Below are 22,488 nucleotides of genomic sequence, written 5' to 3'. Positions count from 1 at the left end.
GGCGATCACGAGAGCGCGGGCTCGTACCGGTTGCTTAGGTTGCGATCAGCCTCGGCGTCTCGGCGGCGTTCGCTGAGGACGAAGAGACCGGAGTTTACGAGTACGCATAGCGTGCTTGACCCCATGGTGATCGCGGCAATCACGGGTGGGACGTAGCCCATTAGCGCAGCGGGTAAGGCCAGTGCGTTGTAGGCGAGTGCCCAGGCGAGGTTGCGATGCATAGCGTTGCGGGCATGGCGGGCAAGGCCGAGTGCGTCGGGCACGGCGCTAATGCCTCGCGGCAGAATGGCGGCGGCCGCCGCGCGTGCCGTGGGTTCGGCCTCGCCAACGGCGAGTCCCAACTCGGCGGCCGCCAGGGCTAGCCCGTCATTCTGGCCGTCACCGACGAAAATCACCCGATCGTGCCGCTGAAGTGCCTCAATCTCGGCGCGCTTTGCCTCCGGGGTCCGCCGCGCCAGCACCGCCTGCGGGGCAAGGCCTAGCTGGTCGGCGATCCGCCGGCAGGCGCGCGGCGAGTCGCCGCTCAGGATGCGGATCCCGCAGCCGAGATTCCGGAGTGAAGCGATTACGGCACGGGCTTCTGGCCGCAGCCGTTCGTGGAAGTGAATGCGTCCGAGAAAGCTGCTTCCACGCGCCACGCAGACTTCGGTGCCGCGGTCGCGAGCCGAAGGTACGTCGATGCCGTGCCTCCACAGCCAGTCCGCACGGCCGACCCGGACGCGTCCGTGCGGGCCGTCCCAGGTGATCCCGTCACCGGCGTCCACCCGACGCGCCCCGGCCGTGTCGACACCAGTTCCGACTCCTTGCAGGGCCTTCCCGAGGGGGTGATGGCTGCCGGCGCTGGCGCTCGCCGCCAGGCGCAGCAGCTCGTCCCGGTCGGTACCCGGTGCCGGGTCGACGCGGCCGACCGCCGGCGTCGACTCGGTCAGCGTGCCCGTCTTGTCAAAGACCACCGTGCGTCCCCCTGCAGCGGCCTCGAGCACGGCCGGGTCGCGGAACAGCAGGGCTTGTCGGCCGGCCTGGGAGATGGCCATCACTGCCACAAGCGGTACCGCGAGGCTGAGCGCGCAGGGGCAGGTGATTACCAGTACGGCGAGCGCGCGGGCCGCCGCCTCGGTGACCGGCCCTCCGTTCGCAAGTACCAGTGCCGCAGCCAGCGTCGCCGCGACGATCACCACAGGCAGCAGGGCCCGCGCCATGCGGTCGGTGATCCGCTGCAGGGCGCTCTTGTGTCCAAGCAGGTGGCGCACCGAGCGCGCCAGCCGGTCGATGCGCCGCCGGCCGGCGGCGTTGTCGACGCGCACTTCGAGCGTTCCCTCGCCGTTGCGGCTGCCGGCGAGTACGGCCCGCCCGGTCGTGCAGCGGCGGGGCGTCGACTCGCCCGTGAGCATCGAGCAGTCGACGGCCGAGCGTCCTGTGACGACGGTGCCATCCACGGCGATGCGCTCCCCCGGTGGGATCCGCACCCGATCGCCCACAGTAAGGGCAGCCACCGGGACGGTCTCGGCCTGTCCCATGCTATCCAAGCGCAAGGCCTGCTCCGGCAGGGCCCGGAGATAGGCCTGCACGGCCCCGGCTGCCTGCCGGCGGACGCGGTGGTCGATCAGCCGGGCCACCAGCTGGAAGGTCACCAGCATGACGGCCGCGTCGAAGTAGACCTCGGCGGAGCCCTGGGCGAGCCGCCAGCCGGAGATCAGCACGGCTGCGACGACAGCCAGCGTTATGAGGCTGTCGAGGCCCGGCACGCCAGCGCGCAAGGTGCGCCAGCCGGCGAGGTAGAAGGCGTGGGCCGAGTAGCCGAGCACCGGAAGGGCCAGCACCCCGGAAGCCAGCGCCAGGTACCAGCGGGCCCAGGGCTCCACCGGGCCAAGTGGCCCCAGATAGAGGAGCACGGCCGCCATCATGCTCCACATGCCGAAGCAAACGGCCACCGCCAGACGCAGCTGCAAGGCGCGGCGCAGGGCGGCGTGCGGTGTGCCGCTGTCCCCGTCACCGAGCGGCCGGGCGGGGTAGCCGAGCCGCGTCACCGCGCCGCAGATCGCCTCCAGGCTGGTGCGGGCCGGATTCCAGCGCACCGAGGCGGCATCGGCGGCGAAGTTCACACCTGCGCCGAGCACACCCGGCTGGCGCTGCAGCACCGCGGCCACGGCCGCGGCACAGCTGCCGCACATCATGCCCTCGACCGTCAGGGCCGTCTCCTCGCAGGCCCCGGCGTCTGCCGCGTCGGCGGTGCTCACGGGCCGCCCAGCTCCGTGCGCAGCGCGTCCACCGTCCACGGTCCGCGCTCGGCGAAGCGCTCGCGATACCCGGCCACCACGTCGGTGCTCACCTCGGCTGCGCCGTTGCTCCAGGCGTTGCGCACGTGGCTGACCACCGCGGCAATCTCTGCCGCCGAGAGCTGGCCGCCGAAGGCCGGCATCGCGCCCTGATAGCGCTCCCCGGCCACCTCGATCGGCCCCTGCAGGCCGTCGTGGACAATGGCCACCGGGATGCGCGGATCGCCGGTCACCCACGCGCTGTCGGCGAGCGGCGGGAATGCGCCGGGCACGCCCCGGCCGTTGCCCTGGTGGCAGCTCGCGCAGACGTTCGCATAGAGGTTCGCGCCGTTCACGCCCTCGTCCGCCTGCAGCACCACCGGCGTGCGGCTGTCGCCGCCGGTGAGGGGCCAGCCGGCGTGCCAGAGGATGTAACCACTCCCCCAGAGGACGAGTCCCGCGAGCAGAGCGGAGACCACCTTCGGCACCGGGCGGGTGCCTTCCTCCGGCTCCGGCTGCTCCCGGCGGCGCGCACGGTCTTTCTCTTGGTTCATGGCTCCCCCTCGCCCTCGTTGCCGGTCTGCTCCCTTGGCAGTGCGTCGGCCGGATAGGTGCGGTCCAGGGCCTTCAGGTAGGCGACCAGGTCCTCCACCGCCTGGGTGGTTACGACCACGCCCTCGTCCGGGCCATAGGGGGCGGGAATCTCCACCACGGTTTCCCCGTCGAGGGGATTGCCGACCACCTCGAACAGGTAGCGGTAGGGAGGCATGGTGCTGTCTGGTGACACTGCTCGGGGGTTGTAGAGGTGGATCAAATGCCACTGCTGGCTCGGCTGGCGGGCACCGATGTTGAGCAGGTCCGGCCCCGTGCGCATGGTGCCCATCAGGTGGGGCTGATCGTAGGCGTAGTCCCCGGGCACGGCGGCGCGCCCCCAGCCGCGACGGCTGTCGGCCGCCGAGTAGCCCGGGTCGCGGGGCTGCTGGCTGTGGCAGTACATGCAGCCCTCGCTGATATAGAGCTGGCGGCCACGCAACTCCGCTTCGGTGTAGGGTTCGAGGTCCTTCGGTACCGGTTCGCTCGCCATCTGCACATACGGCATGACCACCAGCATCAGGGTCGCGAACAGCAGGATCAGGGCGGCGCCGGCCATGATGGCGACGGTGCGCTTCATGCGGAGGACTCCCGGGTTGCGGCGCGGAACAGGGTTGGCGCGGTGGCCGGGCGGCCGCTGCGGAGCAGCATGGTGAAGAAATGCCCGGCGAAGACGAGGTGGCTCAGCGTCATCAGCGTGCCGCCCAGCGAGCGCGCCTCGAGGTACGGGAGGGTCAGCCGTACGGACTCCATGAACGGCGTCTCGGGGTCGATGAGGGCGAGCCCCTGCAGCCAGCCGCCGATGGTGAGCGCCACCACATAGAGCAGGCCGCCGCCGGCGGCGAGCCAGAAGTGCAGGCTGATCAGCCGCCGCGAGGGCCATTCCCAGGCGGTGAGCCGGGGCATGATGAAGTAGATGGCGCCAAACAGGATGAATGCGAGGAAACCGTAGAGTCCGAGATGGGCGTGGCCGACGGTGTAGTGCGTGAAGTGCGTGATCAGATTGACCGAGCGCAGCGCTTCCATCGAGCCCTGTAGGGAGGAGGCGGTGTACATCAGCGAGCCGATCCACACGAAGCGCAGCGTCGGGGAGACACGCAGCATGCCGAAGTGCCCGAACATGGTGCCGTGGTGATTGATCGCCACCGTCACCACCGGCACCACCATCATCACGCTGTGCACGATGGAGAGCGTGACCAGCCAGGTGGGCACTGGGCCGCCGATCAGGTGGTGCACGCCCACCTGGCTATAGAACAGGGCGAGCGACCAGAAGCCGAGCAGCGACAGCTGATACGAGATCACCGGTCTGCCCAGGATCTTCGGGATCATGTAGTAGGCGATGCCGACGCCGATGGGGGTCACCCAGAGGCCGAGCACGTTGTGGGCGAACCACCAGTTGACCGTCGCCCCGGAGGCCCCGGGGAAGACGTAGGGCAGATTCGCGATGAGGAACAGCACCGGGAACCAGATCAGCGCCGCCATCAGGTACCAGCTGGTGACGTAGAGGTGCCGCACCTGCCGGTTGCGCACCGTCAGCAGCAGGGGCACGGCGCATAGCCCGCCGCCGACGACGAACAGCAGATCGATCTGCCAGGGGATCTCCAGCCACTCCTCGCCGTCGGAGAAGCCGGCGCCGATGGCGATGAGCCCGAGCGCCATGCCCAGGTTCCACAGCCAGGCGCCGGCGGTGGCGAAGCCGGCGCCTACCAGCGGCGTCTTGAACAGGCGCGGAATCAGCCAGACCGCGACCCCGAGCCCGGCCATGGATGTCCAGCCGTAGGCGACGGCGTTCAGGTGCATCGGCCGGATTCGCCCGAAGGTGAGGGTCGCCGTGTCCGCTAGCAGCTCGGGCATGTGCATCTTCAGCGAGCTGATCAGCCCGTAGGCCGAACCGACGACGAGCCAGGCGACGGCGGAGCCCAGCAAGGTCAGCACCGGCACGCGCGCAGATTGGTCGGCCCGCCGACGCTCCGCGACGGCTTCAACCTCCTCGTCGTCCCGTGGCCGGAAGGCCGGCTCGTCGGGTCCACGGGCAGGGTCCTCCGGCCGGCCGATCTCACCCGGGGCGAAGATCGTCCGAGCGGCGGACTGACCCTGACCGAACTGGTCAGTCGCAATCGACCAGACCAGGGCGAGCAGCCCAATGATCGAAACGATGAAGGTCAGGACAAGGAGCAAGGCGATGGTGGGTGTCACGCATATCTCCAAGAGCTGACTTGAACCAGTATTGGAAATATATCTTTATACGGACGCCCATGCAATCACGGTCCGAGCTCCGACCCGTCCCACGGAGTGCCAGGGGGAATACGGTCCCGTTCAGACGCGTTTCCCGAAACCCATCGCCACCCGCGGGGTATCGACGGGCGGGCGCAGCGATCAGAAACGGGGCCGGCGCCGGCTCTCGGTCGATCTTCCGGCCGCCCCGAGACGTTATCGTCAGAAGAAATATTCGTTCGGAGTTCTGGGTTAAACGAAGATAGGAGTAGGTCGATCATTCCTCGTTTGGCTAACCAGTAGCCTCGCCGCTGCTATGCAGCGCCTCGAGGCGTACCGACAGGACGCCACATTGCGCTACCGCATCGGTCTCGCGGCGCTTGATGGCGACGCGCTTCGAGCGTGGTTCGAGATGACAGCGGCCAATAGCAGGGCGCACCGGAAGGCGCGGGCGTTCGATCTGCTGCATGCGGTGCCGCGGCAGTGCACCCCCCGCATTCGTGCGCGCATGCGTACTTGTCGATGCCGCCGGCTGGTTCGAGCTGGATCCGGCCACACGGCGGACCTAGCTCTATCTAGCCGGAGGTGTTCGCGCCAACTGACGCCACCGGCACGTCAAACTCGAAGACCGCCGCAGTGCGGGCACAAGTCCCTGCGATGCGCGAGCACCAGCTCGCGCACCCGTCCGACGAGGCCTCGCGCGCCGGCTACGATGCTGCCTGCCAACCATGGCCCGCGGGCGGGTGATGTTAGCGAAGTTTGCCTACGGTGGCGGGCTACGACCTTTCTCCCGCTGGATCCGCTACGGGAGTGGCGCAGCAACGGGCACGTGAAGAGGTACTTTCTACAGTGGTTCTACTGTAAGCGTCCGGCCAGCACCCACTTCTCGTTGTGACGTCGCCTCGCCGATGATCAGCGCTCACGCATAGGCGGGCACTTGTGAGGTGCCCACTTGGAGGCGAGGTGGACACCATCGATGGGGATCAGACGCTGAGCCGCCAGCGCCGGCGGCGCTTCAGCATTGAATACAAGCGCCGCCTCGTTGAGGAGAGCCTCGAGGGCCCGGACTCGGTCTCGGTGGTCGCGCGCCGCCACGACGTCAACGCCAACCAGCTCTTCCGCTGGCGCCGGCTCTACCGCCTCGGGGAACTTGGGGCGCCGAGTGAGGGTTCGGCGCTGAGCCTGCTGCCGGTGCGCCTGGCCGCCTCCGAGCCGCCGCCGGTGCCGCCGGAGGTGAAGAGCGCGGCGCCGTCGGGCAGCCTGGAGATCGTGCTCGCCGCCGGCCACCGCCTGGTGGTGCGCGGCGCGGCGGACGCCGCGGCCCTGCGCGTCGCGCTCGAGGTGCTCGGGCGATGATCGCGCTGCCCTCGGGGGTGCGCATCTACCTGGTGGCCGGCGTGACCGACATGCGCAAGGGCTTCGACGGGCTCGCGGCGCTGGTGCAGCAGGCGCTGGCGAAGAACGCCTTCTCGGGGCAGCTGTTCGTCTTCCGCGGCCGGCGCGGGGATCGGATCAAGGTGCTCTGGTGGGACGGCCAGGGGCTGTGCCTCTATGCCAAGCGCCTCGAGCGGGGCCGGTTCATCTGGCCGCAGGTGCGCGAGGGGGCGGTGCACCTCACCGCCGCACAGCTCTCGATGCTGCTCGAGGGCATCGACTGGCGCCTCCCGCAGCGCACCTTCGACCCGCAATGCGCGGCCTGAATCGATCCGAAAAAGAGCGACTTGGCCGATCTGCCCGGGTATAATTAGCCGGTGCAATCCACCACTCCCCATCCGCCTGACGCCCTGCCCGTCGACGCCGCGGCGCTGCGCGAGCTGCTGCTCGCGAGCCGCGCGGAGCTTGCCGCCTCGCAGGCGACGGTGCGCCGCCAGGCCGAGGAGCTCGAGCGGCTGCGCCTGCAGCTCGCGAAGCTGCGCCGGATGCAGTTCGGGCGCTCCTCGGAGCGGCTGCAGGCGCAGATCGCGCAGCTCGAGCTCGCCATCGAGGCGCTTGGCGGGGAGCCGGCCGGGGAAGCGGTGGCGGCTCCCCCTGCCACCAAGCCGGCACGGCAGAGCGCGCCGCGCACCCCGCGGGCGCTGCCGGCGCACCTGCCGCGTGAGACCCAGCGCCATGAGGGCCCCTGCGCCTGCCCGAGCTGCGGCGGGGTGCTGGTCACCTTCGGTGAGGACGTCTCGGAGGTGCTCGAGTACGTACCGGCCTCCTTCCGGGTGATCCGCCACGTGCGCCCCAAGCAGCGCTGCCGCGCCTGCGCGGCGGTGGTGCAGGCGCCGGCTGCGGAGCGGCCCATCGCCCGAGGGCTCGCCGGCCCGGGGCTGCTCGCCCACGTGCTCGTGGCGAAGTACTGCGATCACCTGCCGCTCTACCGCCAGGCGCAGATCTATGCCCGCGAGGGCGTTGCCATCGAGCGCTCCACGCTCGCCGACTGGGTGGGCGCGGCGAGCGCGCTGCTCGCCCCGCTCGGCGAGGCGCTGGAGCGCCACGTCCTCGGTGGCGCGAGCCTGCACGCCGACGACACGCCGGTGCCGGTGCTCGATCCCGGGCGCGGGCGCACGCGCACCGCGCGCCTGTGGACCTACGTGCGCGAGGAGCGCGGCTGGGGCGGCGCGGCCGCCCCCGCGGTGGTCTTCCGCTACAGCGCCGACCGCAAGGGCATCCACCCCCAGCGCCACCTGGCCGGCTACCGCGGCACGCTCCAGGCCGACGGCTATGCCGGCTTCGGGGCGCTGTACGCCAGCGGGCGCATCGAGGAGGCGGCGTGCTGGGCGCACGTGCGCCGCAAGTTCCACGACGTGGCCGCGGCCACCGACTCGCCGCTCGCGCGCGAGGCGCTCGCGCGCATCGGCGCGCTCTACGCGCTGGAGGCCGAGATCCGTGGCCGCCCGGCCGAGGTGCGCCGCGCTGCCCGCGAGGCCCGCGCCGGCCCGCTCGTTGCCGGGCTCAGAACCTGGCTCGAGGAGATCCTGCGCACGCTCTCGGCAAAATCCGCGCTCGCCGCGGCAGCGGGCTATGCCCTTGGCCGCTGGGAGGCGCTTGCGCGCTACCTCGGCGACGGGCGGCTTGAGATCGACAACAACGCCGCCGAGCGGGCGCTGCGCACGGTCGCCCTCGGGCGCAAGAACTACCTGTTCATGGGCTCCGACCACGGCGGGGAGCGCGCCGCACTGATCTACAGCCTCATCGGCAGCGCCCGACTCAATGGGCTCGACCCCTTCGCCTACCTGCGTACGGTGCTCGAGCGCATCGCCGAGCATCCGATCCGGGAGATCGACGCGCTGCTGCCCTGGAACCTGGCCGCCGAGCTGGGCGACCATCGCCGTCAGGCTGCCTGAGCGAAGATCCCATGACCGAGCCCCCGCCACCGGCACTGCCGAACATCGAGGCCCTGATCGAGGAGGATGGCCAGATCACGGTCGGCCACCTCGACCCGGTCGGCGTCGTCGCCATCGCCAACGACGAGCACAACGCCCTGGCCATGCTGCGGCGTCGCCGGGGTGAGAACCTCGCCGCGCTGCTGCGCCGGCTCGACGCCGCCGTCCACCTCGCGCTCGAGGAAGGCGAGCGCACCGACGAGATCAACCCGCCGCGTTAGACCATCCGCCGGCCTGCGCAAGGGGTGGTCGTCGTACGCTTACGTTCTACTGGCACCGAATGCTGGCCGGGCGTGGTGGCAGCGCACCGGCCGCTGTCTCGAGCGGCAACCAGCATGTGTTTGAGCGCTCCCGCACCCGCTTTGACTGGCGTTCGGCGGAAGTGGCTGCCTAGCTTGGTGGTAGTCGCGCTTGGGCAAATCGAGCCCGGTCGGCGAAACTATTGTCTCCCGCCGTCTGGCCCATCGGAGTCTCTGGCTGCATCTGACCCCCCTTGTTCGACCGCTCGGTATCCTTGGAGTATCCGCGTGACAGGGAGCGCCTGGCAGCTGGATGCGGCCGTTGCGCCTACGCGCGCGGTGAGTGGCTGAGTGGCCGCGCCCGAGTCGGTGCTGGCGGCCGTCGTGGCGCGGCGTCAGTCACCGAACGCCTGCCAAGCGCTCCTATTTTAGCAGTACAGCCACCGAATCCAAGGCCAAGAACAGGGCAAGGAGCAGCGTGTTCATGACCCATGCGGTGCTGAGCATTCGCGCGGCCACCCGCCAGCATTCGGCATCCAAATCGGTGGCAATCCGGAATACGCATGCCGCCCCACCCAAGTTAATTAGAAGAAATATCGCAATGAGGATGAACACAAGCGAAAGGGTTGTCTCTCCGCCCCCGGCCACGCCGAGATAAAGGACAGCAGGTGACAGCCCCCCGAGCAGGAGGGCTAGCAAGACCACCAACAATAGCGATGTTACCAGTGCAGCTCGATGCTGGCCCATTTCGATCTTCCCCCTCTGTGCGACGATTTCCGAGTTCCCCGGGTCCCGAGTGCGAATATTGAAGGCAGACGCCAACTGCCCCGAGACTGGGCGTTTACCGGGGAGACTCCTTCCGAGGCCAGCGCTGCTCTTCCGCGCGCGTCCTAGCGAAGCCCGGCGGGAGCGGCCTAGGCAACCGCAGGCGGCGTCGTAAACGTGTGCCGGGGGGCAGGGGAGGGTACGGTCCACTCCAGACCATGAGCGCCTTCCCACGCACGGGCGGGCGCCTTCTTTCCGCCACGGGCACACTGGATGATCAACCACAGGAAGAGGAGCTGGGAGAGGCCGAACCCGAACCCGCCGATGCTTGAAATGATATTCCAGTCGGCGAACTGCACCGAATAGTCCGGGATGCGTCGGGGCATGCCAGCGAGGCCCAGAAAGTGCTGTGGAAAGAAGAGGACATTCACGAATATGGTGGACAGCCAGAAATGAGTACGCCCCAGGCCTTCATTGTACATATACCCAGTCCATTTCGGCAGCCAGTAGTACACGGCGGCAATGATGGAGAAAAGCGCCCCAGTAACGAGCACGTAATGGAAGTGTGCGACGACGAAATATGTGTCGTGGTACTGAAAATCGGCGGGGACGATGGCGACCATCAATCCGGAGAACCCTCCAATGGCAAAAAGGATGACGAAGGCAACCGCAAACAGCATCGGCGTCTCGAACGTCATCGCTCCGCGCCACATGGTGGCCACCCAGTTAAACACCTTCACCCCCGTGGGCACGGCGATGAGCATAGTGGCGTACATGAAGAAGAGTTCCCCGGCGAGTGGCATGCCCACCGTGAACATGTGGTGCGCCCAGACGATGAACGACAGGAACGCGATGGAGGCCGTGGCGTAAACCATCGAGCTGTAGCCGAACAGCGGTTTGCGCGCGAATACCGGGATAATAGTGGAGATAATGCCGAACGCCGGGAGCACCATGATGTACACCTCCGGGTGTCCGAAGAACCAGAAGATGTGCTGGTAGAGCACCGGGTCGCCGCCGCCAGCGGCGCTGAAGAACGTAGTGCCGAAATACTGATCCGTGAGCAGCATGGTGACGACGCCTGCGAGCACGGGCATGACGCCGATGATGAGAAAAGCGGTGATGAGCCAAGTCCACACGAACAGCGGCATACGCATGAGGGCCATTTGCGGCGCACGCATGTTCAGGACCGTGGCGATCACATTGATCGCACCCATGATTGAGCTGATCCCGAGGATGTGAACCGCGAAGATGACGAATGGAAAGGCCATTCCCTGCTGTAGGGAGAGAGGTGGATACAGCGTCCAGCCGCTAGCAGGCGCGCCGCCGGGAAGGAATGCGGTGATCAGGAGGAGTCCGAGCCCGCACGGGAGCAGCCAGAAGCTCCAGTTGTTCAACCGCGGCAGCGCCATGTCGGGGGCGCCGATCATCAGCGGGATCATCCAGTTCGCCAGGCCCACGAACGCGGGCATGATCGCGCCGAAGATCATGATGAGCCCATGCATGGTGGTGAGTTGATTGAAGAGGTAGGGGTCGGTTAGCTGCAGGCCCGGCGCGAACAACTCCGCACGAATGACCATGGCGAGCGAGCCGCCGAGGAACAGCATTGCAAGGGAGCAGCACAGGTAAAGAGTGCCGATGTCCTTGTGGTTGGTGGTCGTGAGCCAGCGCAGGACTCCGCGGGGTGTCTTAGCTTCATGGCTTGCGGCCTGTGTGCTCATGGTCCCCTCCTTGTGTGACTCAAAGGGACGCGCGATACGGATCAGACGCCCACTGCTGACGGGCGAAGCGCGACGAAAAGGACCAGAACGAACGCGCCGCAATCGCAACAGCTGAGAGCGTCCTCCAGACCGTCTCCGTGGGGCGTGGGGCACGGCGACGGAGTGGGCGACGCGCCATGCATCGGGTACGAAGTGCCGAGGCTGCGATGACGGCGGTCATGCCAGGCGCGGCGAGTGAAACCCGTATCCAGAATGCGAGGCCGCGAGGTGTGTAAATCACTCTTTGGAACGATTCCGCCTGATGAGGCATTTCCGGAACCCCGTCGAATTCCATGTGCCACCGTTCGGCAACCAGGAGCTCGGTACGCATGGCAAGGGGACTTCGCGTTCACCGCAAGGCCCCGGTACCGTCCGGTTTGGCCGGAAACCGGCCTGCGTCGCTTCACTCGAGTGAGACTGCATTCCGTTCGTTGTATCGGCAAGCGAGGAATTTCGAGACTTGTTATCGATTAAGTAGATAGATGAGTGCAGCCGGCCTGCGGCATCCCTGTCAGGTCTCACGGCGTCTGGTGGCCGGGTAGGCCTAGACGGGAGGCGTACGTGGCACACCTGCGGCGGCGCGTACCTGCCGGATCAGCTACCGGCGCATGGGCTACATATATATTGAGGATATCGATATCAGGCGCCAACAATTCCCGCTTGTCCCATATCTGGGTGCGCCAGCAGGCTCGGTCCTCAAATCCCGGACGGGGCACACCCAACTCATTGCACGCTGCGGGCCGAACGTATCGTGAGCGCTCCGGTGCCGTCGGCAATGGATGCGGGCATGGCAAGCGTTCGGAATGGCAATGACGCGCGCCAGCATGGACGGCGGAATTCGGGAAGGAGGGACAGCGCGGGAAAGTCCGCCGCGCCGGCGAGACCCGAGAGACCGTAGCCTAACGCCGACGGCCCGCCAACCAGGAGGAGATCCAGTATGTCCAAAGCCAAGGTCTACTCCGTTCCGGCAGAAGTCGCGAACTACGCCCTGCTCACCCGCGAGCAGTACGCGCGCATGTACCGCCGCTCCCTGGAGGAGCCGGAGAGCTTCTCGGCGGAGCAGGCGGAGGAGTTCCTCACCTGGTTTCGCAAGTTGGACCGGGTCAGCAACAACGACCTGACCCAGGGCCAGATCCGCTGGTTCGAGGGTGGCGAGCTCAACGTCAGCTAGAGTTGCCTCGACCGTTACCTTGAGAAGAACGGCGCCCCCAAGTTCATCAGGCTACCCGCGGATTCGGGTGGTATAGCAGCGGTCGGGGCTTAGGAAATCAGCGAGTTGCACGGGACTGTCCGCGGGGGCCGTGTTGTGCCAACTTTGGGTTTGCCGGGTCTAGCCAAGAGCGCTCATTGCAAGGCGAATGTCGCCGTTGTAGCGTTGCGCCATGTTTATCCGCTCCTCGCGCTCCCAAGGCCGCACCTACCTGCGACTGGTCGAGGGCTATCGCGACGCCCAGGGCCGGACACGGCATCGCCAGATCGCCCAGCTCGGACGGGCCGATCAGCTCACCGAGGACAAGGTCCAGAGCATCATCCGCGGGCTCAAGCGCCACACCGGCCTGCCGCTGGTCGACAGCGAGAGCGCGGAGTTCGAGCCGAGCCGCTCGTTGGGCGGCGCGTGGCTGCTCACCGAGATCTGGCGCGCGCTCGGTCTCGACGAGGGGCTCGTACGGGCGCTGCGCTCCTCCTACCGCCAGTTCGACCTCGAGGCGGTCATCCGCGCGATGGTGTTCAACCGGCTGCTGGATCCGCAGAGCAAGCTCGGGGTGCTGCGCTGGCTCGAGCGCGTGCATCTGCCCGGCGTCGATCAACGCCGTATCGACCACAATCAGCTGCTGCGCGCCATGGATGCGCTGATCGAGCACCGTGAGGCGGTCGAGGCGGTGGTCGCCGAGCAGATCCGCCCGCTGCTCGATCAGGACCTCACCGTGACCTTCTACGATGTGACCACGGTGCGCATCCACGGCGAGCACCGCCTCGAGGCCGATCTGCGCCAGCCCGGGATGAGCAAGGACACCGGCGGCATCGCGCGGCAGTTCGCGCTCGGGGTGGTGCAGACCGCCGAGGGGCTGCCCATCGCCCATGAGGTGTTCGAGGGCAACGTGGCCGAGAGCAGGACGCTCGCACCGATGATCACCCGGCTGCTGGAGCGCTTCCGCCTGCAGCGCGTGGTGGTGGTCGCCGACCGCGGGCTGCTGAGCCTCGACAACGTCGACACCCTGGAGGCGCTCGGCCGCGAACAGGGCCTGGCCGTGGACTACATCCTCGCGGTGCCCGGGCGGCGCTACGGCGAGTTCACCGAGCTGATGGCGCGCCTGCACCCCGAGCTCGCCCGCGAGGCTGAGGCCGAGGCCGGCGGCGGGGAGGCCGTCACCGAGACCACCTGGGCGGGGCGGCGGCTGGTGGTGGCGCACAATCCTGAGCGCGCCGCCGAGCAGAGCGCCCACCGGCGCCGGCGCATCGAGCGTGTTGATGAGCTTGGCCAGCGCCTCGCCCGGCGCCTGGACAACCAAGACGCCGGCAAGCCCGGGCGTGGGCGGCGCTCCTCGGATCGTAGCGCCTACCAGCGCTTCCACAAGGCGGTCGTCGAGCAGCGCCTCTCCGGGATCATCAAAGCGGACCTCACCGCCCCGGCGTTCCACTACGAGATCGACGAAGAGGCCTGGGCGGCGGCTGAGCGCCTCGATGGCAAGCTCCTGCTGGTCACCAGCCTCGAGGACCGCGAGGCCGGCGAGATCGTCGAGCGCTACCGCAGCCTCGCCGACATCGAGCGCGGCTTCCGGGCGCTGAAAGGCACCCTCGACATCGCGCCGGTGCATCACCGCCTGCCCGAGCGCATCCGCGCTCATGCGCTGATCTGCTTCCTGGCGCTGGTGGTCTACCGCGTGCTGCGCATGCGGCTGCGGGCCAATCCCCCGGCAGACGTACACAGCGTCGAGAGGCTGCTGGAGAGACTGGAGACGGTGCAGCTGCACCATCTCACCCTGGATGGCGAGTCGATCCAGGGGATCTCCATGGATGCCGCCCAGCGTGATCTGTTCAAGAGCCTGGAGGTGACGCCGCCGCGCCGCGATATCGCCGTGTAGTTGTGCCAACTCGAAACTCCAGGCCCCTGGCATCAACTACTTATGGCCGCGGCTGATGAACTTGGGGGCGCCCGCGCGGCGCTGATCGAGGACACGCTCCGCAACCGCATGCCCGATATCGTGTGTGGCCTTCCCTCGCTGCCAGAGTGCACGGGGCGGGCCCCGCGGAACCATTTTATCGAGGTCTGACACGGTCAGCAGTCGACGCTGCACCTGAATCGCTCGGTTCAACGGACCTTCTACAAGGCGGTTGTGGCGAAGAACGATCTCGATCATGCCGTGATCTTCGCGGGCGAAGGACTCGACTGCGTCGACAGTGTTGAGCGGGTAGCTACCGTAGTGTAGCTGCATCGCGCGGGAAGCCGATGCATGCCAGGCGTCGGTCGCCTCTTTCCAGGCCTTACCAGGCCTCATCCCATCGGAGGATACCTGGCGCCACTCGGTGGTCACCCCCGCGCTGCCGGAAGGGTCACCGCGCCGTCCCGGGCACCGGGCCGCCTGGCCTGCGGGAACCTCTTCACGCGCTGCTGCATCACTCTGGGGGAGTGCAACACCATCCCACCGCAACCGAAGAGGACCGCATCATGAGCAGGAGACTGACCCTAACCGGCATCGCCACCGCCATCGCGCTCTCGGCCAGCGCCGCCCTGGCGCACGACGAGGTCGCACTCGCGGAGGCGCCGCCGCCCGCGCCCTACGCGCAGGTAAGCGAGCTGGTGAGCCTGCCCGAGTTTATCCCCGGCCTCGGCACGCTCTACGTCGACCCGAATACGCTGCCCGCGGGCCCATTCCTCGGCTACGACCGCGACGGGCGCCTGGCCGCCACCATCTACATGACTCCGATGGCGGACCTCCGCAACGGTGCGTCCTTCGACGAGCTGGCGGTCGGGGCGCACCACGTGGCGTCGGTGGACGTCTACTACAACGCCGGGCATCCCGGCGTGGAGGAGCCGCACGCCCACGTGGTGCTCTATCACGCCGACGACGCCCGGGCGCGGCTCGGCGAGTGATGCCGAGCCGCCGGCGCTTCCTCCTGGGGCTCGCGGGCGGCGGCCTGGCCGCCCTCGTGCCCTCGGGGCTGCTGCATGCAGCGACGGCCGAGCTGGTCGAGATGCGCGGCACCCCCCGCGGGGAGCGGGTGTGGTTCGCGCCGCTGGGGCTGGCGGTGGCGCCCGGCACGACGCTCTGCTTCGCCAACCGCGACCGCGTCAACAGCCACACTGCGAGCGCCTATCACCCGGGGGTGTTCGGCCGGCCGCTGCGCATCCCGGCAGGGGCGGAGCCCTGGCACAGCGGCTACCTGCTGCCCGGGGAGCGCTTCGAGGTCACGCTCACCCGCCCTGGTGTCTACGATTACTACTGCCTGCCCCACGAGCGGGCCGGGATGGTCGGCCGCATCGTGGTCGGCAGACCGGGCGACGTCGGCTGGCAGGAGGCGGCCGAGGGCCATGAGGGCCTGCCCCCGGCAGCGGCCAGTAACCTGCCGCCGGTGGCTGCGATCCTCGCCGCCGGGCGCGTGCAACCGGAGGGATCATCATGACCGCGCATATCCCGGCACAGCCGGCGCGGGAGGCGGCGGCCACCCGCACCGTGAGGCAGCCGACAGGGCTACCCGGCCCGGCGCAGCTGCCGGACGAGCGTGTCGTCGCCCGCGTGCGCGCGGGCGAGGTGGCGCTCTTCGAGCTCATCATGCGGCGCTACAACCGGCGGCTGTTCCGCATCGCCCGCAGCATCCTGCCCGACGACGCGGAGGCGGAGGACGCCGTCCAAGATGGCTACATCCGCGCGTACTTCCAGCTCGCGCAGTTCCGCGGCCCCGAGGGCTTCGCGAGCTGGCTCTGCCGCATTGTGCGCAACGAGGCCCTGATGCGCTTGCGCCGGCGCGCGCCCGCTTCGGACCCGCTGTCCGCCCTTGAGCGGCCCGCGCACCGGGAGGCCGCCACGGCTGACCCATGCTCGCCCACGGCGAATCCGGAGGCGGCGCTGCATGAGGCGCAACTGCAGCGTCTGCTGGAAGCCGCTATCGACGAGCTGCCCGAGCCGTTCCGCAGCGCCTTCGTCCTGCGCGAGGTGGAGCAGCTCTCGGTTGCAGAGACTGCAGCCTGCCTGGGCGTCGAACCCGCCACCGTGAAGACCCGGGTGCACCGGGCGCGGCTGCTGCTGCAGCGGAACATGACCGCGGAGGTGGTCAGCCTGCTGCCGCGCACGTTCGCCTTCGACGGGGCGCGCTGCGACCGGCTCGTGGGGCGCGTGTTCGAGCGCCTGGGTGTGTCCGCCCGACAATGGCGGTAGTGGCCCGGATGCGCCCCCCCTCGCAGGCAACTCCCCGAGGCGCACGCGGCGGTCCTGAGGACACGGGTGGGCAACACGCTCGGGTCGCGATGCCGAGCGCCTCCCAGCGCTGAACGACGGCCCTCTTCGGCCGACTGACACGCCCGTCGCTACCGGTTAGAGGTCTCGCACACGCTTGGTGCTGGGCTGTCGGGCGTGCTCCTCCCAAGTCGGCGAGGATACCGTAGAGCGCCGGGATCGCGACTAGTACCAGCAGGCTGCCGGTGACCAGGCGAAGCCCACGAAGAGCATCAGTGACTTGAGCACCTGGGCCTGGGTGCCGGTCTCCGAGATCAGCGGCAGCAGCCCAGCGACCGTGGTGGAGGAGGGCACAAGGCTGGCGCGGAAGCGGCCGCGGCTGGCCTGCCCGGCGGCGACGTGGACCTTGATGAAGTGCACAAGCAGGATGACGATGACGCCGGGGAGCGAAGCCGTGCTCACGAGGGACGGTATGGAGATTTGGTAGGCCATGGCCACGTGGTCCCAAAGGGCACCGGCAGAGCCAGTGGAATCACCCCCATGACGATGAGCGGTTCTATGTAGCTGCGGACGGGGCGACCCCAAAGCCGTCAGCCCGCGGGCACACCGCCAGCGCTTCGACCGTGACTATCCGCACCGCGCGCAGCGCCGCAGTGGCCTCCGGGCGTGTTGGCGGCGTGCTGGCGCACGCGGGCCACACGGCCAGCGCCGCGCCTAGCAGCCGCAGGAGCAATCATGGCAGCCGTCGGCGCCCCCGTCCTCATCGGAAGCCTCCGTCAATTGCTTCGCCTGCAGGCGGGACGGGCGAGGGCGACGTGCGGGAGCCACATTCCGTCGGTGACACGGTCGAATCCACGGTTGCTGAGGGATCAGCGCACGGCCACGTCCTGGATGACCGCGTCCACCAGCCAGGCGGTGATGTCTGGGTGGAATACCTCAAGCTCGCCGGCACGCGCCGGTGCAGCGACGCAGTGGCGCAGCAGGTGCTGGAAGCGTCTGAGCCGTCCGGGCGTCCTTGCCTTGAGGGCCGGGTTGTTGTGAGGCAATCCGCGCGAGAGAAGCATCGCCGGCAGTGCGGGCACTCCCGGTGGTGAGGCCGAGCTCGGCTAGCACGATCGAATGCAGCCGCGTTCGGCGGGTGTCCGTGGTTGCGGCGGTCTGCTGCCATGCCACGGCGAAGGGTGCGCCGACAGGGCCCACGTGGTTACCGCCTTCGGCCTTTGCTCCCTAGTCATCGCCAGCATCCGCGCAGATTCTCTCGGCGCCATCGCGCACGCGGTGTCCGCAACATGACGACCCGCCGAAATTAGTGGACGCCAACACATGCCTCGGAATGCGGGCACTGAAGCCTGCGGTGCCGCCCGGCAGAAATGGCGTGGTCACGTCATGAGCGCTCTCGCGGCGTGGCGGGCAAGCGCGGGGCCACGTCGGGCTGACGCGCGAAGGGCTGCCGCGCCTCCCACTTGGCCCCGGGGGCCGGGTGGCTCGATGACGCAGCAATCTGCGTTGCGGTGCAAGGCCATGAGTAGCCCGCCCAAGTGAAGCATCCGCTCGTGTGCACCGTCGCGACCTGCGAGCCGGTGCCGAGGATGGCCGCGCGCCACTCTGGCCCGATAGGCCGGAGTGGGTCATGCCGGGCAGCGGGAATGCATGCTGTCAGTCGAGGGTCAGTGCTGCGCACCGAACTCGTCACGCAGGGCGCGCGCGATGCCGTTCACGCACACTTCGAGAATCAGCTCACCCTTGGCACGACTCGCACCCCGCGCCGACGACAATGTGCCCGGGCGCGGCGTGCGCTCTGGCACCACGGGAAATAGGTCGTAGGGCGGGAACGTGGCCGGCGGGTGATGCTCCATTTGCTCCATGTCCACGAGGTGTGGATAAAGCGCTAGCATCAGCGAGGTTTCAAAGACTCCCCCGTGTTCCACGTTCCAGCCCTGGAAACCGTCGGGATAGAGCTTCTTGATGACCTCCGGGTCCTCGGCGAAATCCCAGTAGGAAAGCGTCATGACCCGGAAGCCCTCGACCCCCGCGTAATGTAGTTCCCGCAGCGCTAGGTCAATCCCCTCGACGACGAACATCGAGTTCTCGAAATGCCCGTTCAGGATGGCTAGCCGCCGCACGCCGTGGCGGGCGAGCTCGCGAATGATGTCCTGCACCGTCCGAATCACTGTTACACCATCGAGACTCGTCGTCCCCGGGTAGTGATTGCCGCCGCCGGACTTCTGCTGCGATTTGTATCCGTAGTGGACGGCCGGAGCGACCAAGGCGCCGGTGCGTTGGGCCACTCGCTCGCACACGGCTGTGGGCAGTAGCACATCGACGTTCATGGGCAGATGATGGCCATGCTGTTCCAGCGCGCCGACCGGGAGCAGCACAACCGCGTTGCCGGCCGCGATCCTAGCTTGATACTGCTGCCAGGTCAGCTCGCCGATGAATACGCTCTCCACTTGCCGCTCTCCTCCGATCGGTTTGCACTATTTCGCTTCGCCACTCGAGCGGCCGCGCGGCCTCGGGATCCCAAGCGACCCGTACCCGGGCGCCGTTGTGCAGCGGGCACAGTGCCTGACCCACGTAGGGACCCTGTGCACGTGATGTCGAGACCGGTGGCGGCGTCGAGGCAGATTGTGACCATCGAGCCCATGAGCTTTTCGTCAACGACCGTGCACTTGGGGCTCTCGGCCGTTCCTGGGGCCTCGCCGACGAACCGCATCTGATGCGCCTGGGCGCATACCGCGGCGCCCGCACCTAACTCGGCACCCATCGTGCCGCATCGCCCGCCACTGGCTCACCCCGAGTTTCCAGACTGCCCCTCCAGCTTGGGGGCATCTTCGCCAGACGCATCCGCACCACGACCATCGCGAATGGAGGTGCAGGGCACGGTACGGCTGAGCATCACAGAGTAGATCTGCTCGGAGAAGCCTACGCCCCGCAAGAACGCGCGCACCGGCACGCCCCTCATGACTACTGAACTGGTCGATGGTAGCTGGGCCATGGCCAGGTACACGGGCCGCCCGAGGAAGCTGGTAGCGATAGTCTGTGCAGGCGGCGATGAAGGCGAGGACGCTTGTGGCGGCGGCTGAGGCCGCCAGGACCACCTGCATACTGTTTCGGAACGCCGGCTCCGTGGCGGTGGCCTCGTACCGGCGCAGGGTGAAGGCCCCAAGCAGGGGCGAGCCCGTGTCGGGCTTCGAAGTGATGGCGGCAGCGGTGCACGGGCCGGCTCGCCACCGACTACCTGTTCACCCACCGGCCGGGTGATCGCCTGCCTGCGAGTGGTCCGTTCGCTCGGTTGCTGCTGCTGCTGCTTGCCGAGGATCCGGCGCATTATGTTCTGATCGGCTCCGGCAGCGGTCTCGCCCCGTATCGGGCGATGCTGCCGGAGTTCGCGTACCGCACGGCCGGTACCGACCTGCGCGTGACGATCGTGATGGGCGTGCGTTCACCACGCGAAGCGTTTTGCCTTCACGCGTTTACTAGGCCCACCGCCGTGTACCCGTTGCGCCGGCATCTGCATGTCCGCTACAGCCGCGAGTTGCCAACGTCGCCGAAACGCGGCGAGGGCCGTGGCTACGCCCAGGAGAGGTCACCTGCGCTGGACCTTTCGCCGTCGTACACCATGGCCTATCTCTGCGGCAACCCGGGCATGATTGACGCCGCCGCGGGTTGACTGACGGCGGCCAGCTTCAGACGCCGCAGCCCGATTCGGGAGAAAAGGCCAGTCGCGCCCGCCAGGAGTTGTTTGCGGCGGCGATGGTCTGGAAGGCGCCCCGGGCGCCGGGGCGGCACCGGGTCTGCCGCGACAACGCTCTCGAGAGGACGGCCGATGCGAACGCTCACCGACAACTAGGGTCACCGCTGGAGCGTGAACGTGATGTTCGGCCCATACGGCACGCATGTGCTGATTTTTTGCGCCGCAGGGTGGAAGCGAGGTGCGCAAAACAGCGTTGGGAGCCGACTCGCAGATCGAGGCGACGCAGACGCGGGATGCCCTGACTGACGAGCGTTCGCCGCCTCGTTGCCGCTGGACGAGGAGTCGCCGTTCGGGATCTAGCGCTCCAGTGTGGCGCAGTGCGAGCGTCCGGTTACTGCCGTAGAGCTCGGGCGAGATGAGCTTACGGCCGGGGAAGCGGCGTCCGGGCGCCGCACCCGGACGCCGAGAGGGTGAGCTACTCAAACCGCGGGAAGAGCACATGGTTCTCCAAGTGGACGTGCGCCATGACGTCGTCCACCAGCTTGGCGGTGCCGGCGTAAAGGGCCTGCCAGGAGCGGCAGGCGCCTTCGGGAACCCGGAACCCGTCGGTGATCGCATCGAGACGGTGCAGATGTGTGCCGTGATCGTCGTGCTCTGCGCGCATGACTGCCACCGGTGGGCCGAGGGGCTGGCCCTCGTCGACCCGGCGCATCATGGGGAAGAGCACCTCCTCCTCCTTCTGCATGTGTGCATCCAGCTCAGTGGACATTAGCTCGAGCTCGTCCGCGAGCCCCCGTGGCGCGGCCGCGTGATCCCGGTGCACGGACTCGACCTTGCGCGCTAGGCGGATCAGCTCCGGGAGCTCCCGGCGGTGCGTCTGGTGGTAGCGCACCAGGATGTGGTCGATCAGTGCGCTGGTCTCCTGCGGGTACGCGAGCGCGTCTGATTGCCCGAGGGCGGCGAGGCGTTCGGCGATCTCGCTGGTCGCGATGCCGCGGCGGGCGGCGGCGTCGCGCAGCGGCACGTCGCCGCCGCAGCAGAAGTCGAGGCGGTAGTCCCGGAACACGGCGGTGGCGCCCGGGAGGCTGGCGGCGATTTCGCCAACGGTGCGCTCGCCAAAGTGGTCGCTGGCAGCCTGGATGTTCATGGCGGATCTCCTGCACTGTTAAACAAGTACGCCTGATACATCTTAAAGAGCGACCCTACCGTCCGCAAGGCGGGACCTTCAGTCCGAATCACCCGCCGCGAGGCAATCCCGACAGGGCAGGGTGCGTCCCAGCATGCGGCGACGGCCGGTGGCGGTGACCACCCACGGGCGTTCAAACCACGGCGGGCGGTGACGGACGTGCTGGGCGTGGCCACAGGCGAGATCCGCCACCCATTCCCCCTCGTCGTCGCGGTGAAACCCGACGATCGGCTGTGGAGCACCAGGGCGGTTGTGGGTGTACTCGTTCGTCATGGCTCCTTGAATGTGAACTCAGGGCATCATGCTGCCGCCGGAGCGCGCTAGCGCGTCGCGATGTCCGGCTAGGCTGCGCTGAGTCATAGGTGGCGTGAAGTACGGTCTGGCGCGCAGTTGCCTGTGGGGGGCTTGAGCAGTAGGGCACGATGCGGCGCGCCGCCGGGCACCCTGCGGCGCATTAGCGGCACTTTCGCCATCCTGAATCAGTGGCTGAGTGATGGTCTGGAGTGGTCCGTGCTATCGCTGCGTAGCAGGCGCTTGCGCGGTAGGTGGCGCGGGACACAGAGATGGTGCTGCTGAAGCAAAGTCAGCCTTTGGCCTGCGTTTCGTCGGCCACGCACAGCAGTTCCCTCGTAAACCGATAGCCGGTGACCGTGCCATCATTTGCGGCTCATTCGCCGGCGCTCGAAGCACCCGGCCGCTGAACGAGCATGGCCCGTGTGTTTGACGCCGACAGGGCGTCGCCGCGGCGCAAAAGCCCGTTTCCTGGACAAGGGTGGGAAGTCCTCAACGTCGAATCAGAGCGGAGTCGGTAGGCCGGGGCCGCGGTGAATGGATGGACGTCTTACGCCCGGTGCAACGGCCGGGGATACCGTCGCCCGGTAAGCAAAAACATCGAGGCAGTAGTATCGAAGATCACGATATTTGCGCCCAGAGATTCGCGCTTGCCCAAACCACAACGGCCGTGCAGGCTCGGTTGTGAATTCCGCGGCCGGCCAGAACGGGTGCGTATCTGCACCCTGCAAGGTT

Annotated in this window: 22 protein-coding genes; 10 read left to right on the top strand and 12 right to left on the bottom strand. The window is 68.0% G+C overall.

Going from position 1 to position 22,488, the window contains the following annotated elements:
* Positions 1-5: 5 nt before the first annotated feature.
* Genes LMH63_RS11660 through LMH63_RS11645 form a run of 4 tightly spaced genes read right to left on the bottom strand, consistent with a single transcriptional unit; the run spans position 6 to position 5,042 of the window.
* Entirely contained in the window at positions 6-2,237 is a 2,232-nt protein-coding gene (locus LMH63_RS11660) for a heavy metal translocating P-type ATPase (protein WP_199225770.1), read from the bottom strand.
* Entirely contained in the window at positions 2,234-2,809 is a 576-nt protein-coding gene (locus LMH63_RS11655) for a c-type cytochrome (protein WP_109680394.1), read from the bottom strand. Before LMH63_RS11655 ends, LMH63_RS11660 begins: the two co-directional genes overlap by 4 nt.
* A complete protein-coding gene (locus tag LMH63_RS11650; protein WP_109680395.1) occupies positions 2,806-3,426 on the bottom strand; it encodes a cbb3-type cytochrome c oxidase subunit II in 621 nt (206 codons plus the stop codon). Before LMH63_RS11650 ends, LMH63_RS11655 begins: the two co-directional genes overlap by 4 nt.
* Positions 3,423-5,042 carry a cbb3-type cytochrome c oxidase subunit I gene (locus LMH63_RS11645; protein WP_109680396.1) on the bottom strand — a complete coding sequence of 540 codons (1,620 nt, stop codon included), beginning with the start codon at positions 5,040-5,042 and terminating at the stop codon, positions 3,423-3,425. The genes LMH63_RS11650 and LMH63_RS11645 overlap by 4 nt, the downstream gene beginning before the upstream one ends.
* A gap of 981 nt (positions 5,043-6,023) precedes the next feature.
* On the opposite strand from LMH63_RS11645, the gene tnpA reads away from it, so the two are divergent.
* From tnpA to LMH63_RS11625, 4 genes are all read left to right on the top strand, one after another.
* Entirely contained in the window at positions 6,024-6,416 is a 393-nt protein-coding gene (gene tnpA / locus LMH63_RS19390; protein WP_146205305.1) for an IS66-like element accessory protein TnpA, read from the top strand.
* Entirely contained in the window at positions 6,413-6,760 is a 348-nt protein-coding gene (gene tnpB, locus LMH63_RS11635) for an IS66 family insertion sequence element accessory protein TnpB (protein WP_109680413.1), read from the top strand. Before tnpA ends, tnpB begins: the two co-directional genes overlap by 4 nt.
* Positions 6,761-6,844: 84 nt before the next feature.
* Positions 6,845-8,389 carry an IS66 family transposase gene (gene tnpC / locus LMH63_RS11630; protein WP_373317936.1) on the top strand — a complete coding sequence of 515 codons (1,545 nt, stop codon included), beginning with the start codon at positions 6,845-6,847 and terminating at the stop codon, positions 8,387-8,389.
* A gap of 11 nt (positions 8,390-8,400) precedes the next feature.
* A complete protein-coding gene (locus LMH63_RS11625; RefSeq protein WP_109680411.1) occupies positions 8,401-8,649 on the top strand; it encodes a hypothetical protein in 249 nt (82 codons plus the stop codon).
* A gap of 441 nt (positions 8,650-9,090) precedes the next feature.
* On the opposite strand, the gene LMH63_RS11620 is transcribed toward LMH63_RS11625, so the two are convergent.
* Both LMH63_RS11620 and ctaD read right to left on the bottom strand, forming a co-directional pair.
* Positions 9,091-9,414, bottom strand: a complete 324-nt coding sequence (locus LMH63_RS11620) for a hypothetical protein (RefSeq protein ID WP_109680405.1) — start codon at positions 9,412-9,414, stop codon at positions 9,091-9,093.
* Between the two features lie 167 nt (positions 9,415-9,581).
* Positions 9,582-11,150, bottom strand: a complete 1,569-nt coding sequence (gene ctaD, locus LMH63_RS11615) for a cytochrome c oxidase subunit I (RefSeq protein ID WP_109680406.1) — start codon at positions 11,148-11,150, stop codon at positions 9,582-9,584.
* Positions 11,151-12,126: 976 nt separating this feature from the next.
* On the opposite strand from ctaD, the gene LMH63_RS11610 reads away from it, so the two are divergent.
* Together LMH63_RS11610 and LMH63_RS11605 are read left to right on the top strand one after the other, a co-directional pair.
* Positions 12,127-12,360 carry an acetyl-coenzyme A synthetase N-terminal domain-containing protein gene (locus LMH63_RS11610; protein WP_109680407.1) on the top strand — a complete coding sequence of 78 codons (234 nt, stop codon included), beginning with the start codon at positions 12,127-12,129 and terminating at the stop codon, positions 12,358-12,360.
* Positions 12,361-12,571: 211 nt separating this feature from the next.
* A complete protein-coding gene (locus LMH63_RS11605) occupies positions 12,572-14,272 on the top strand; it encodes an IS1634 family transposase (RefSeq protein WP_109680424.1) in 1,701 nt (566 codons plus the stop codon).
* Between the two features lie 36 nt (positions 14,273-14,308).
* Here LMH63_RS11605 and LMH63_RS11600 read toward each other — a convergent pair whose 3' ends face one another.
* Positions 14,309-14,548 carry a hypothetical protein gene (locus LMH63_RS11600; RefSeq protein WP_146205277.1) on the bottom strand — a complete coding sequence of 80 codons (240 nt, stop codon included), beginning with the start codon at positions 14,546-14,548 and terminating at the stop codon, positions 14,309-14,311.
* 308 nt (positions 14,549-14,856) lie between these two features.
* Here LMH63_RS11600 and LMH63_RS11595 point away from each other — a divergent pair, with 308 nt between their 5' ends.
* Genes LMH63_RS11595 through LMH63_RS11585 form a run of 3 tightly spaced genes read left to right on the top strand, consistent with a single transcriptional unit; the run spans position 14,857 to position 16,564 of the window.
* Positions 14,857-15,282 carry a hypothetical protein gene (locus LMH63_RS11595; protein WP_109679998.1) on the top strand — a complete coding sequence of 142 codons (426 nt, stop codon included), beginning with the start codon at positions 14,857-14,859 and terminating at the stop codon, positions 15,280-15,282.
* On the top strand, positions 15,282-15,812 hold the full coding sequence (locus LMH63_RS11590) for a plastocyanin/azurin family copper-binding protein (protein ID WP_109679997.1): 531 nt from the start codon (positions 15,282-15,284) through the stop codon (positions 15,810-15,812). The genes LMH63_RS11595 and LMH63_RS11590 overlap by 1 nt, the downstream gene beginning before the upstream one ends.
* Positions 15,809-16,564, top strand: a complete 756-nt coding sequence (locus LMH63_RS11585) for an RNA polymerase sigma factor (protein ID WP_109679996.1) — start codon at positions 15,809-15,811, stop codon at positions 16,562-16,564. Before LMH63_RS11590 ends, LMH63_RS11585 begins: the two co-directional genes overlap by 4 nt.
* Before the next feature lie 243 nt (positions 16,565-16,807).
* On the opposite strand, the gene LMH63_RS11580 is transcribed toward LMH63_RS11585, so the two are convergent.
* The 3 genes from LMH63_RS11580 to LMH63_RS11570 all read right to left on the bottom strand — a co-directional run bounded on the left by LMH63_RS11580 (position 16,808) and on the right by LMH63_RS11570 (position 19,032).
* Positions 16,808-17,074, bottom strand: coding sequence for a hypothetical protein (locus LMH63_RS11580; protein WP_109679995.1), 267 nt, complete (start codon positions 17,072-17,074; stop codon positions 16,808-16,810).
* A 377-nt stretch (positions 17,075-17,451) separates the two neighbouring features.
* Complete coding sequence (locus LMH63_RS11575; protein ID WP_109679994.1) at positions 17,452-17,646, bottom strand: hypothetical protein; 195 nt, start codon at positions 17,644-17,646, stop codon at positions 17,452-17,454.
* Between the two features lie 603 nt (positions 17,647-18,249).
* Positions 18,250-19,032, bottom strand: coding sequence for a creatininase (locus LMH63_RS11570; protein WP_109679993.1), 783 nt, complete (start codon positions 19,030-19,032; stop codon positions 18,250-18,252).
* 842 nt (positions 19,033-19,874) lie between these two features.
* Between LMH63_RS11570 and LMH63_RS11565 the strand changes: the two genes are divergently transcribed.
* Positions 19,875-20,252 (top strand): ferredoxin reductase domain-containing protein, encoded by a 378-nt coding sequence (locus LMH63_RS11565; RefSeq protein ID WP_109679992.1) that lies wholly within the window; start codon positions 19,875-19,877, stop codon positions 20,250-20,252.
* Positions 20,253-20,751: 499 nt separating this feature from the next.
* Here the strand turns inward: LMH63_RS11565 and ytfE are convergent, their stop codons facing one another.
* Positions 20,752-21,423: an iron-sulfur cluster repair protein YtfE gene (gene ytfE / locus LMH63_RS11560; RefSeq protein WP_109679991.1), complete on the bottom strand. Its 672-nt coding sequence runs from the start codon at positions 21,421-21,423 to the stop codon at positions 20,752-20,754.
* A 78-nt stretch (positions 21,424-21,501) separates the two neighbouring features.
* Positions 21,502-21,735, bottom strand: a complete 234-nt coding sequence (locus LMH63_RS11555) for a DUF3565 domain-containing protein (RefSeq protein WP_109679990.1) — start codon at positions 21,733-21,735, stop codon at positions 21,502-21,504.
* Positions 21,736-22,488: the final 753 nt, after the last annotated feature.

The organism is Spiribacter halobius (assembly GCF_020883455.1).
In the GTDB taxonomy this organism is placed as follows: domain Bacteria; phylum Pseudomonadota; class Gammaproteobacteria; order Nitrococcales; family Nitrococcaceae; genus Sediminicurvatus; species Sediminicurvatus halobius.
Note: the sequence above shows the minus strand (reverse complement) of the source record. Positions and strands in the feature narration are given on the sequence as shown.